Genomic DNA, 12839 nt, shown 5'->3' with positions numbered 1-12839 from the left:
GATAGAGATGAAATTTATAGATAGATTCCGCAATATATTTTCCAGCTTCAGAGGACAACTTCTGGGAATCGTCACTCTGGGCATCCTCGGCTTGGCACTCACCGCGGCCATAACGACCGCCTGGGTTGCCAGTGCCAAAGCATCACGACAAATGGTTGCCCAAGGCCTACAGCTCGCCGATACCCTCGCGGAACAAAGTATACTCGCACTCCTTTATGCCAGCCCGGAAAATGCTCAAGACCCCCTTGGCACAATTTTAAGTTTTCCCGACACTATTTATGCCGCAATTTACCAAATGGATTTTAATTTGTTGGCATCTCTCGGTACAGAACCGCAGGATGATACAGTTTTTAAGCAACAACCGTCGATTGACGAACCATACGTATTCCATGAAACCAGCCAGGCATGGCACATAATTGCTCCGGCCAACACTGCGGGTAACGACAGGAATAAAGAGGAAGATAAAGATGTTTTTACCAACGCGCCAAGCCCCGAACTTCTTGGCTATGTCTACCTTGTTATTGATAAAGCGACATTGAGGGCTTTGCAATATAATATTTTTCTCAATAATATTCTGATTGCCTTGGCCTTTGCCTTAGTCATTATCATATTAACTAATCTAGGCATCAAAAGGCTCATCAAGCCGCTCTATCAACTGATTGAAGTCATGGACCAAAACAACTCGGAAGGGAGTATCATCCGTGCCGAGTTAGAAGGTCCCCGGGAAATCATCAACCTTGCCCGCGGATTTAATACGATGATGGTCAATCTGGAAGATCGTGATCGAAAACTACGCCAATATGGCAAGCACCTCGAAGCTGAAGTCCAGATCCAAACCCATGAACTGATCGAAGCCCGTGACGCAGCGCTCAGTGCCAATCGACACAAATCAGAATTTTTAGCCAATATCAGTCATGAATTACGGACTCCCCTGCAAGGAATTATCGGTTATGCCGATCTCGTACTTGAAGAGCTTGAATACATCGGCGCAGATGAACAAGCTGAGCAAGTAGGATTTATTCTCAACAGTTCAAGCCGCTTGCTTAATTTAATCAATGACATCCTCCACCTCTCCAAAATTGAATCAGGACGGATGGACCTCAAGTTGGAAACAATTGATCTGGATGCAGTCATCAAGGAAGCTGTCCAAACGACAGCACCGATGATGAGTTACCACAATAATAAATTTACCTATGTAGCGCATAACAAAACGACACAACTGGTCATCGATAAAGAAAAGTTCATACAGGTCATTCTTAATCTGCTCAGCAATGCCGCTAAATTTACCACAGATGGCAATATCACTCTTTCTTCATGGTTAACAAATGAGCAACTGTCAATCGAAGTGAAGGACTCCGGGATTGGTTTGGATGCGAATCAATTGCAAATCATTTTTGAAAAATTCCGCCAGGGCGATGGAAGCATTACTCGCCGCTACGAAGGAACGGGACTCGGATTAGCTATTAGCAAAAGTTTTTGCGAGCTCATGGGGGGGACAATCAGCGTGAAGAGTGTCCGTGGAGAAGGGTCGACTTTCAGTATCATCATTCCGATTCCTATTGTTCAAGATCAGGGTTGGGAACCGACGGTTAACGGCAAAACTGAAACGCGAAGATTTTTTTCATTGTACTGAGCGGTATTTTCTCATTTTGTACCATGTGAACAGCAGCACGTTAAAAAGATAACAAGGTAAAATGGGTCAATGATTGGACCCCTATTCAGGAGATCCCCATGAAAAGAAAAATAATTTACTTGGTTGCCATTCTGTTGATCGGGTGCAATATGACACCCTTTTCGGCCAAAGCTGAGGAGGCAGTCCTACTTGGGGGGGGCGAGTTGGAAGCACTCTATGGCGATGAAGAGTTTGTCAGCATTGCAACAGGTCGCAGTAAGCCCGTTTATAAAGCACCAGCGGTCGCCAGTGTTATTACTGCTGAAGACATCAGTAGAATGGGCGCAAGAACCCTTGATGACGTTTTGGAATCGGTTCCCGGGCTTCATGTGGGAGTATCAAACCAAGGGCGGCTTGATTCGGTTTATTCTATTCGCGGCATCCACACAAGTTTCAACCCTCAGGTGCTAGTGCTCATGAACGGTATTGCCTTTCCAGCTATTTCCTCCGGTCGTCCATTCCAATTTCGCCTTCCCGTGACTGCAATAGAAAGGGTTGAGATCATTCGTGGCCCAGGTTCAGCCATTTATGGTGCTGACGCATATTCTGGTGTGATCAATATTATTACTAAAGATGCGGAGACAATGGGCTCTGAGGTGGGCATGAGGACGGGATCTTTTGATACGCAAAATCTATGGCTACAGCATAGTGCACATCGGGGAGATTTAAGTGTTGCAGTGTCGTTAGAATGGCTAAAAACCGATGGAGATGATTCACGAAAAATCAGTTCAGATCTACAAACATCTCTGGATAGTATTTTCGGGACGTCGGCATCTCTAGCTCCTGGTGAATTAGATACCCGCTACAATGTATTTAATTCACATTTGGATATCGGCTACAAAAAATGGCATTTTCGGCATTGGTATTGGAAACAGGATGATGCGGGTTTAGGTGCAGGTGCTGCTTTAGCGCTTGATCCTGTGGGGGGTGAAGACTACGATCTACATCTGCTGGATTTAACCTATCAAGATGATAATCTGACTAAAAACTGGTCAATAAAGCTCAATCTCTCTTATTATAATCTCAAAAACAAGAGCCGTTTTGTTCTCCTGCCACCGGGGACGACGGTGCCGGTGAACAGCGATGGCAACCTTGAGCTAAGTGCAGCTCCGGCAGGCATTGTAACCTTCACAGATGGCATGTTAGGAAACCCCGAAGGGACACAAGAGCAGAGCGCCTTTGAAATCGTGTCTCACTATTCTGGTCTCAAATCACATCAATTCCGCGTTGCAACAGGCCTTAAATACTTCTCGGGCAAAGCCACCAAAGAAACCAAAAACTTCGGTCCTGGAGTTATTGACGGGACCAGCAGTCCCATCGACGGCACATTGACCGATGTCGCCGGAACCTCAAATATATTCATGATCGATCCAAGCAGAACCTTATGGTACCTGTCACTGCAGGATGAATGGCAATTAGCCCGTGATTGGGAATTGACCGGCGGTATCCGCTATGACCATTATTCTGATTTCGGAACAACAGTCAATCCACGCATTGCCCTTGTCTGGTCCACGCGTCAAAACCTGACAACGAAATTGCTCTATGGGAAAGCCTTCAGAGCACCCACTTTCAATGAAAAGTCCTCCATCAACAATCCAGTTGCCCTCGGAAACCCTGACCTTGATCCCGAAATTATCAATACCATTGAACTCTCTTTTGACTATCGGCCCACATTTAATCTGCAAAGTATTTTAAGCACTTATTATTATATTGCAGAGGACTTAATTGAATTTGTTCCTGACCCGGGACAATCGACTATCACAGCGCAGAATAACCGAGATCTAACGGGTTATGGTTGCGAACTGGAAATCATCTGGAAAGCGTTACAAAACCTCAAGATCACGGGTAACTATGCTTGGCAGCACACTGAAGATCGAGACACCGGAAAACAAATAGCCGATGTCCCTGTACATCAAATCTATCTTGAGACAGACTGGCAATTTGCACCACAGTGGTTTGTAAATACCCAATTAAACTGGATAGCTGAGCGTAAACGATCTCAAGATGATTCCAGAAAGCAACTAGACGATTATTCTTTAGTCAACCTTAATCTCAGTCGCAAAAATATTTACAACCATTGGGATTTTTCACTGGCAATAAAGAACCTGTTCGATGAAAATGCGACTGAGCCAAGCAACATCACCATTTATGATGATTATTCTTTGGAAGAGCGCAGCATCTGGGCACAGATACGTTACAGGTTTTAATCTATGGATGAAAGAAAAGTAAAAAACCGCAACACAGAATTCAGCGCGAAAATTTCTTCCCGTTTTTGGCAGGAAGTCCCGAACGATGACAACCCGTATATTGCAGACAATTATCGTTGCCAAGGGTACGATCTGACCCAACTAGCTGAAAAACGCAGCTTCACTGAAACCCTGTATCTGCTGTTTCGTGGCGAGCTGCCAAATCAACAACAAAATGAGATCTTGCAGAAACTGATGATCGCGTTTATCAATCCAGGGCCACGCCATCCGGCTTCCCGTGCGGCAATGCTAGCCGGAGTTAGCAAAGCTGCTCCCTCGCAACTTTTACCGATTTCATTGAGTATTTTAAGTGGAGAGCACCTGGGAGCCGGAAGTTTAGAAAAAAATGTCCGCTTCTTCAGAAAAAATGTGGCTAAAGACCCCAAAGAAATCATTGCAGATTTGCACCTGCAATTGAGCAATCCATCACCATCTAACTGGGAGCCGATTCCTGGATTTGGCATGCGCTTCGGTTCAATCGATCAATTCAGCAAAAAGATCGCTGAGTTACTCCTTCCGCTACCGGGAGCAGGTAGAGCCTTAAAATGGGGTGCCCTTCTTAGTGAACATCTACAAGAATTCAATCTCGGTTGGTTACCAACGGGTGTGACCGCCGCAGTCTTATCTGATCTTGGTTTTCATCCCAAAGCAGCCGTCGGCATATTTCAGCTAATCTCAGCTCCAGGGCTCTTGGCACATGGGCTTGAAATGTCGGGGAAACCATTGACAACAATGCCCTTCTTAGAAGACAAGGATTACCGCATTGAAGAATAACAAGACAACAGAGACAACATTTTGGGATCAATGCCGGGGAAAAATTGTTTCGCGAAAGGGAGGCTGGATTATTGGCAAGGGGGCTTTCAGCCACGGTTATGACATCAATAAAGATTGTGTTGGGGAAATCTCCTATTTTCAATTAATGATTCTGAATGCCACGGGAAAGCTTCCTGAAAAAAAACTGGCCGACTGGTTAGAAGCTGCCTATATGGGATTGAGCTGGCCAGATTCACGTCTTTGGTGTAACCAAATAGCGGCACTTGGCGGAACGATGCGCTGTTCTGCAGCAGCAGCAACCGGTGCCGGACTTCTCTCGGCAGATACCCGCCTGTACGCGCAAAGAACCCTTATTGAGGGCATCAACTTTATTACCAGAGCTCTTGCAGCAAAAAAGGCGGGAGCAACCGCTGCTGAAATCGTGGCACAGGAATGTGCCCGTTACAAAGGGCGCCCTTACATTGTCGGCTATACTCGCCCCATTGCGAATGGAGATGAGCGGATCGCACCTTTGGAGAAAGTTGCCATCAAACTGGGGTTCAAGAATGGGGAACATCTGACCCTGGCCTATCAAATCGAGGCCGCTCTCAAGGCTGAGTATGGCGAAGAGATGAACATGAACGGTTACGCATCTGCTTTCCTGGCAGATCAAGGGTTAAGTGCCGAGGAAGCCTATCGGATCAGTTTAATCTCAACCAACAGTGGCATCACTGCCTGTTATCTTAATGCTCTGGAACGCCCCCCTGAATCGTTCCTCCCCTTGCGCTGTAGCGATATCGATTATCAGGGTCCCCCCCCAAGAGACGTTCCAGTCAAAGAGAGTTAAGATTATAAACCGGTTAAGCCGTCTCCACGACATTGACCTTGTTTTGTTCGGCACGACCCAGAGTTTTCATCCGTGCCCCCATGGGAGGAACTTCTTGAGGATCGATATAGACATCAACCACGGTTGGACCACTGCGTTTTCCCATAGCGATAAAATCTAGAGCTTCCAATTCATCGATGGTCCTGACGGTTTCTGCCTCGGCCCCCATTGAACGAGCCACCTGAGCAAAATCCACAGGCGGGAGCTCAAAAGCAATCGGCTCTCCCCCGCCTAATCTCTGACCGTGCATAACCATCCCCAGATTACTATCATTGAGAATGACAAAAACCAGTGGAAGTTTCTCTGCAACGGCAACCGTTAACTCCTGACCACTCATCAGATAGCTTCCATCTCCGGTGATACACAACGTTGGGGTTCCCGGTGCGCCAACGGCACTCCCAACACTGTTACCAATTGCCCAGGTCATGGCACCAAAGCCCATTTCAATGTGACAACGGTTACTGCTGGAGAGATGCAAATAGTGAGTTGCCCAAGCCCAACTGTTGCCCGCATCGATAAAAATACGATAATCCGCCAAAACTTTCAGCGATAATTCACGCATCAATCGTTGTGGCTTTATCGGAGTAGACGAAGAGACATAGGCCGCACAATCATCAACCACGATGTTGGGGTTTTCACCCCGAACGGAAGGTGTATAACAACTCTCATCCTGCCTCTGATCAGGTAATTGTTGATTCAAAGCACTGAAGATCTTATCGACGGCACCACAGACATGCAGACGTGCCAGAAGAGATTGAGAAAAGTGTTCAGGATTATTGTCGATATGGATCAATTTTTTATTCAATTGAATATCATCCCGGCGACCGCTAAAAATCATCTCCCCCAGACGGGTGCCTACAGCGAGAACCAAATCGTTGCCGGGATCTTCAAGAACCTCATCAGCGCTAGCATGCCCTGCATAGCCAACAACCCCGTAATACAGAGGGTGACAATGATCAATCCAACGTTTACCAGCCGGGCCAGTCACAATCCTGACGTTATTTTTTTCGGCAAAAGTCATAATATCTTGGATGCCATGACCGCAACCATCACCAAGAAGAAGAACCATCTGTTGCGCCTGCTTTACTTCTGTCAAAAGCGCACTCAAAGCCTCTGGATCAAGGGTTTTAGGTCGCTGCGTTATCGTCTCAAGTTTAAGCAACGACCTGCGGCTCCCCATCCGTCTGGGGGCCGTCAGAATATCGGTCGGAATACTCAAGTGGACGGGTCCAGATGGCGTTCCTTTCATGGCCGTGAATGCCGCAATAAATTTTTCTTCCAGTTGCCCTCGATGTGAGATAAGGCTGCTATAGCGGGTACAGCAACGGAACATCTCAACCGTGTTAATAGAAGAACAAGAAGACTCCTGCAAGGTCAGCTTCCCAAAAAGAGGCAGGGCCGTTTGGGCCGTAATCACCAACAACGGGATTTGAGCAACATAAGCCGAAGAGACCCCGGTAATCAGGTTGGTCGCTCCAGGACCAGTCGTCGAACAACAGACGCCTATCTTCCCGGTCTCGCGATGATAACCTTCTGCCATAAAAGCTGCCCCTGTCTCATGGCGAGCAACCACTGGACGCAGGCCTCCACGCCTTGAACTGCGAGCCATGGCGTCAAAGAGAGGTTCTATTGACCCCCCGGGGATACCAAAAACAACATCGATCTGCAGTTCTTCTAAAAGTTCGATGACTAAATCGGCAAGGTCGTTTTTCTGGTCAAGGTAGAGACGGCGAGAATCGTTGATTTGAGACATGATAGAAAGGATCTCCCAGAAAATAGTAGTAAAACCAATCAGGCTTCAATAACTAATGAAATGCCATACTACATAAAATCTATAGTCTTTCAAACTTTTAATAATATCAATTCTTTCCATAAAAAACGCCGGGAACATTGTTCCCGGCGCATGAGATTTCAAATAACAGGTTGCGTCGAACATTTAAATCTTTGGCAGTTCAACATAAAATGTTGTTCCTACTCCCAATTTTGATTCCACCCCGATGTGACCATCGTGATTTTTAGTCACAATAAAGTAACTAATAGATAAACCAAGTCCAGAACCAGAATCTTTTGTCGCAAAAAACGGCTCAAAAATATGTTTTTGCGCGACCTCAGTCATTCCAGGACCGTTATCTTCTATCTCAACGCGAACAAAGTTCTCCTTATCCAGGACCCTAACCAAAAAACGGGGTTGATAACTCGGGGTTTCACTTGAAGATTCCTGCAAACGATACTTCTCCTCCATGACATCGGCACCATTCAGCAACAAGTTATAAAAAACCTGTTGAATCTGTGCAGGGTCACACTTCACAAAAGATAAGCCCGGTGCATAATCACGCATAATCTCAACCTGCCGAAAATCGAATTTACGTTGCAGACTAAAATGAGCCGTTGCCAGATCAATTGCCCTTTCAAGTAAATCCGCAAGGTTATGTGGATATTTTTGAGAACTTCCCTCGTGAGTAAAGCTCAACATATTTTCAAGCAATTTTGCCGTCCGGATACCAGACTCTTGGATGACATCAAGTTGCCGCAGGATACCCCGTTGTTCAAGGTATTGCCTGAGCATTGAAAAATCGAGATTCAGCGCCTCAGCAACTCTTTGGTTTGGCTCAACATCCGCTGATAAACGATTCTTCACCGCCTGAGTATTCTGAACAATTGCAGCGAGGGGATTATTTATCTCATGGGCCACTCCAGCAGACAATTGTCCCAGAGACACCATTTTTTCCGACTGAACAATCCTTTTCTCAAATAAAAGCTGCTCTGTGACGTCGTCTATGCGAATAATGGCACGGCAAAACTCTTCATTCTGAACGGGGTAGATCGTAATATTGAAGAAACGGAATGAGTCCTCCCAATGACACGGAACTTTTCTCCGATGCTGGACACCTCCCCCCTTCATCGCAATACGAATATCTTCGATGACGCAACACTCTGGCCACACTTCTGTTAGCAGTTTCCCCTTGGTATCTCTTGCGCTCAGACCACTGACATGTTCAGCATCCTTGTTCCACAACATCACCTTTTCTTGGGCATCAACACCGATCAGTACGGAGGGCATAGAGTCAATAATATTACCAAGAAGATTCTGTAACTGTTGTAAATTGTCCATATGATCAGCAAACTGAGCGTTACTCACCAGATAATCATCGCGCCTGACAGCAAGATCACAAACTTTTCTTATTTCTTCAGCCCGAAACGGCTTGGTAATAAAATCAGCAGCGCCACTCAACATCAGATCGCGAGCGAGTTCCATCGTTGCGTGGGCGGTCATAATCACGACCGGTAATGCTGGGTTGAGAACTACAAATTCTTTCAGGACTTCAGATCCCGACATTCTGGGCAACATAATATCGAGTAAAACCAGTTCATGCTGACGTTCTTTCCACGCAGCCAAACCAGTTTCACCATCAGCAGCCAATTCTACATCAAAACGATTCTGGAGCATTTTCTGAACAAGACGGGCATTATCAAGATGATCCTCAATCACCAGTAAACGGTGTTTTTTCAAGCCAGTGCTTGGTGATTTGAGAAGCAGCTTCACGATATCTGGGAGTTTATGGCAATCATCAAAAGGCAAAAGCTGATTTACCCCAAACTCACGGGCAGTGATTTCGGTAATCCGTTCACACCAGGTGTGGGTGACGATGATAATTGGTGTCTCCTTACTTGATGGATAAATTCCAGAACGGATAATCCGGGTCAAGCGCCAGACATCAAATGATCCAATATTAATATCAGTGATAACCAGGTCAACAACATCTGACTGAAAAATATTAATCGCATCCGTTCCTGAGGTCGCGACGCTAATCCTCCCCCCCAAAGGGTCGAGAAGGATATGCAAGCGTTGTCGATCATTACTATCGTCAGTAATTAATAAAATATGTGGTTGGCTTATACTCATTTTTTAAATCCATCAAATTTGAAACAATTTTCCGCTCGAGCTTGTTACTCATCAAAAAAACATCACCCGGTCAAAAGTGATGAAATCAGACCAAAAGCAACATTAAAGCATAGATATTATGTATAGTTAATTTATATCGGATAGCCGTTTGTGTCAATGGGACCCGACTAAAATCAAATGGACTTGACGTGAACCAGAAATGCGCGATCACTTTTAAAGTGTGACCTCAAAAACAGAGGAAGGTGAAATTTCAAGAGGTCAGAAAAATAGACAGAACGTCATAAAGTCATAATTTACGACCTTAAGACTTGAGAGCTTTTAATGCCGCTCGAATCTCTTCAATGCAATGATAAGGCACACGAATACCGCGAACTCCTCGACCGACTTCAATCATTGATCCGCTATCACCGTGAAAATCAGATCCTCCGGTCACCACCAAACCATGTTGACGCGCAAGCTTAATCAACCAATCGGTATCTTCTAAGCCAGAACCATTGTTGTAGGCTTCGATTCCGTTCAAACCTAAGCGGACTAACTCAGCAACCAACGCTTCCAGTTTACGCCGGTCACGAGTGACATAGGGAGGGTGGGCCAAGACGACAATCCCGCCACTGCTATGAATCAACTTCATTGCTTCATCGGCTGGGAAATAACGCTTTGGGACATTGCAAGGGACGAGGTAGCGTTCGAACGCCTGATCGTTACTTTTGACATATCCTGCCTGACGTAATGCCAAAGCGATATGGGGACGACCCACTGTCCCCCCGGCCAGCTTGCGAACCGCGTCAGGGTCGAGAGGTTGCCGCTTTTCTTCAATCAACTTGAGGTTCACTCGTTCCACGATTTGCCGATTCCGCATCGCCCGGAATCTCTGAAATTCATTCAAAGCACGGACCAGATAGGGATCCTGAAAGTCAAACCCATAGCCCAACAGATGCATATCGGTGTATTCACGCCATTGGCTTGACAATTCTACCGCAGCAATAACCTCAATTCCTGCTTCTTTTCCCGCCTCTTTCGCCGCACTGATACCATCAATATTATCATGATCGGCCAAGGCAATAGCAAGCAAACCCGCTTTTTTGGCGAGGCCAACCACCTCTTTGGGAGAATAATAACCATCCGAACAGGTTGAATGGAGATGTAAATCAACGTAATTAGTTTCCATATCGCTATTATTGTTTTTTCCGGGGGATGAATCCACTCTTTTTTATGCAAAAGTTATTTACAGCCATTATTTATGCTTCGATGAGGCGCACGACCAAGACTCAAAAGAGACAAACTGCGCGGGTTGCCTCTTGACCATTGACTCGCAAACCTGTACACATGAAAAGACCGTGCAGCAACGGCAATTTTTACCCATATGTCAGTATCTGACCTTCAACTGAGTAGACCGTCTATGACCACGCCTCCACGTCTTGATGTTCAAAACTTGCAGAGCTTTTTCTTTACCCGATCGGGTCTTATCAAAGCTGTAAACGATGTCTCCTTCAGCATTAATCAAGGGGAAACGTTGGCACTCGTTGGTGAATCCGGCTGTGGGAAATCAATGACGGCCTTATCTTTGTTGCGTTTGCTGCCAGCTCCTGGAAAAATAGTCGGCGGAGAGGTTTTCCTCGATGATCGTGATCTGTTACGCCTTCCTGATATTGAGATGAGACGAATCCGTGGCAATGACATTGCCATGATTTTCCAAGAACCGATGACGTCGCTTAATCCTGTTTTAAAGATTGGTGAACAAATAGCAGAGGTCCTCCGCTTACATAAAGGGCTCTCGCAGAAGGCGGCCCTAAAACAAGCTGCAGGGTTGCTAACCCAAGTCGGGATTTCAGACCCTGTCCGCCGCTTGCGTGATTACCCCCATCAACTGTCTGGGGGACAACGACAACGGATCATGATTGCCATCGCCCTGGCCTGTGACCCCAAGTTGTTGATTGCTGATGAGCCGACAACCGCGCTGGACGTCACTATTCAAGCCCAGATCATGGATCTATTGCTGGAATTAAAACAACAACGGCAAATGACCATGCTCCTTATCAGCCACGACCTGGGAATTGTTGCTGGTAACGCCGACAAGATTGCAGTGATGTACGCCGGACAGATTGTCGAGTATGGCAGCATCGAAAAGGTTTTTCATAACCCGCTCCATCCCTATACACAAGGACTACTACAGTGCATCCCGCGGCTTGGCCAACGACATAACCTGCCGACGATACCGGGACAGTTGCCTGATCTAAGAAAACAGCTGACCGGTTGTCTATTTCTGGACCGGTGCTCAGGCCCTTGTGCTCCCTGTAGTAAACAAATGCCGCAAATCAAAGAGATTGAACCGGGCCATTCGGTTCGTTGTTGGAGATATTGACATTGCCATTACTTGAAGTCAAAAACCTGCGCAAAAGTTTTCGCATGAAGAATTCTCTTGGCCGAACATCGGGGCAACTGATTGCAGTCAATGATGTCTCCTTGAACGTCAAACAAGGGGAAACTCTGGGGCTGGTAGGAGAATCCGGTTGCGGAAAATCAACCACAGGAAAACTAATTTTACAACTCCTCCACCCTGATGCAGGACAAGTTTTCTTCGCTGGGGAAGAGTTAACCGGTCTGTCACCAAAACAGATGCGCCCATACCGTCGCCGCATGCAGATGATCTTTCAAGATCCGTTTTCTTCTTTGAACCCACGGATGACCATCGGTGAAATCCTCAGAGAGCCGTTACAGATTCACCGGTTAGCTCCTGCCCGACAGTTACGCGAACGGGTTGTTGACCTACTGGAAAGAGTCGGCCTCAGTGCAGAGCACGAGCTACGTTATCCGCATGAATTCTCGGGTGGACAGCGACAAAGAGTCGGCATCGCCCGGGCACTCGCAGTTGAACCGCAATTGATCATCGCTGATGAACCTGTATCTGCCCTTGATTTATCGGTTCAGGCACAAATCTTAAATTTATTGCAGAAGTTTCAAAGAGAGCAGGGTCTCAGTTACATCTTTATTGCCCATGATCTTGCGGTTATCGAACATGTCAGTGACCGCATTGCCGTCATGTATCTGGGTAAAATCGTCGAGCTTACCAACGCCCAAGAGCTGTATAAAAATCCACGCCATCCTTATACCGAAGCTTTATTAAATGCGGTTCCGACCCCCGATCCTGGACATCCTCGCCCTGCAGCTTTAAAGGGTGAAATCCCCTCCCCGATCGATCCGCCAACAGGTTGTTACTTCCACCCACGCTGCCCCTATGCAGAGACCATTTGCCGTCAACAGGAGCCTTTGCTCGAGAACATCAGCGAGGACCATTGCGTTGCCTGTCACTTTGTCAGTCGGGTTGGACGTTATCTGTTTAAAAAATAACTTTTGACAATTTATTCGCAAAAAAGGAGA

Annotated in this window: 9 protein-coding genes; 6 read left to right on the top strand and 3 right to left on the bottom strand. The window is 46.4% G+C overall.

Features of this window, described 5'->3' with window-relative positions:
* Positions 1-7 precede the first annotated feature (7 nt).
* The 4 genes from BLU87_RS06310 to BLU87_RS06295 all read left to right on the top strand — a co-directional run bounded on the left by BLU87_RS06310 (position 8) and on the right by BLU87_RS06295 (position 5518).
* Positions 8-1633: a sensor histidine kinase gene (locus tag BLU87_RS06310; RefSeq protein ID WP_092345859.1), complete on the top strand. Its 1626-nt coding sequence runs from the start codon at positions 8-10 to the stop codon at positions 1631-1633.
* Between the two features lie 98 nt (positions 1634-1731).
* Positions 1732-3879, top strand: a complete 2148-nt coding sequence (locus BLU87_RS06305; RefSeq protein WP_092345857.1) for a TonB-dependent receptor — start codon at positions 1732-1734, stop codon at positions 3877-3879.
* Positions 3880-3882: 3 nt separating this feature from the next.
* Entirely contained in the window at positions 3883-4692 is an 810-nt protein-coding gene (locus BLU87_RS06300) for a citrate/2-methylcitrate synthase (protein ID WP_092345855.1), read from the top strand.
* Complete coding sequence (locus BLU87_RS06295; RefSeq protein WP_092345853.1) at positions 4682-5518, top strand: citrate synthase family protein; 837 nt, start codon at positions 4682-4684, stop codon at positions 5516-5518. The genes BLU87_RS06300 and BLU87_RS06295 overlap by 11 nt, the downstream gene beginning before the upstream one ends.
* 13 nt (positions 5519-5531) lie before the next feature.
* Here BLU87_RS06295 and BLU87_RS06290 read toward each other — a convergent pair whose 3' ends face one another.
* The 3 genes from BLU87_RS06290 to BLU87_RS06280 form a co-directional block, all read right to left on the bottom strand.
* The gene (locus BLU87_RS06290) at positions 5532-7310 is read right to left on the bottom strand and encodes a thiamine pyrophosphate-binding protein (RefSeq protein WP_092345851.1); all 1779 of its coding nucleotides are present in this window, start codon (positions 7308-7310) and stop codon (positions 5532-5534) included.
* A 183-nt stretch (positions 7311-7493) separates the two neighbouring features.
* Positions 7494-9461, bottom strand: a complete 1968-nt coding sequence (locus tag BLU87_RS06285; protein WP_092345849.1) for a response regulator — start codon at positions 9459-9461, stop codon at positions 7494-7496.
* A 301-nt stretch (positions 9462-9762) separates the two neighbouring features.
* Positions 9763-10629, bottom strand: a complete 867-nt coding sequence (locus tag BLU87_RS06280) for a PHP domain-containing protein (protein ID WP_092345847.1) — start codon at positions 10627-10629, stop codon at positions 9763-9765.
* A 231-nt stretch (positions 10630-10860) separates the two neighbouring features.
* Between BLU87_RS06280 and BLU87_RS06275 the strand changes: the two genes are divergently transcribed.
* Positions 10861-11823: an ABC transporter ATP-binding protein gene (locus tag BLU87_RS06275; RefSeq protein WP_092345845.1), complete on the top strand. Its 963-nt coding sequence runs from the start codon at positions 10861-10863 to the stop codon at positions 11821-11823.
* Positions 11824-11867: 44 nt separating this feature from the next.
* Positions 11868-12809: an ABC transporter ATP-binding protein gene (locus BLU87_RS06270; protein WP_139167486.1), complete on the top strand. Its 942-nt coding sequence runs from the start codon at positions 11868-11870 to the stop codon at positions 12807-12809.
* Positions 12810-12839 lie beyond the last annotated feature (30 nt).

Source organism: Desulfuromusa kysingii (assembly GCF_900107645.1).
GTDB lineage: Bacteria > Desulfobacterota > Desulfuromonadia > Desulfuromonadales > Geopsychrobacteraceae > Desulfuromusa > Desulfuromusa kysingii.
The sequence above is the reverse complement of the archived record's forward strand: the minus strand, read 5'-3'. Positions and strand labels throughout refer to the sequence as shown.

Excerpts from the sequence above, each read along its gene's own strand:
- BLU87_RS06310 (WP_092345859.1), top strand. The coding sequence starts at position 8 with ATGAAATTTATAGATAGATTCCGCAATATATTTTCCAGCTTCAGAGGA.
- BLU87_RS06305 (WP_092345857.1), top strand. The coding sequence starts at position 1,732 with ATGAAAAGAAAAATAATTTACTTGGTTGCCATTCTGTTGATCGGGTGC.
- BLU87_RS06270 (WP_139167486.1), top strand. The coding sequence starts at position 11,868 with ATGAAGAATTCTCTTGGCCGAACATCGGGGCAACTGATTGCAGTCAAT.
- BLU87_RS06300 (WP_092345855.1), top strand. The coding sequence starts at position 3,883 with ATGGATGAAAGAAAAGTAAAAAACCGCAACACAGAATTCAGCGCGAAA.
- BLU87_RS06285 (WP_092345849.1), bottom strand. The coding sequence starts at position 9,461 with ATGAGTATAAGCCAACCACATATTTTATTAATTACTGACGATAGTAAT.
- BLU87_RS06290 (WP_092345851.1), bottom strand. The coding sequence starts at position 7,310 with ATGTCTCAAATCAACGATTCTCGCCGTCTCTACCTTGACCAGAAAAAC.
- BLU87_RS06280 (WP_092345847.1), bottom strand. The coding sequence starts at position 10,629 with ATGGAAACTAATTACGTTGATTTACATCTCCATTCAACCTGTTCGGAT.
- BLU87_RS06275 (WP_092345845.1), top strand. The coding sequence starts at position 10,861 with ATGACCACGCCTCCACGTCTTGATGTTCAAAACTTGCAGAGCTTTTTC.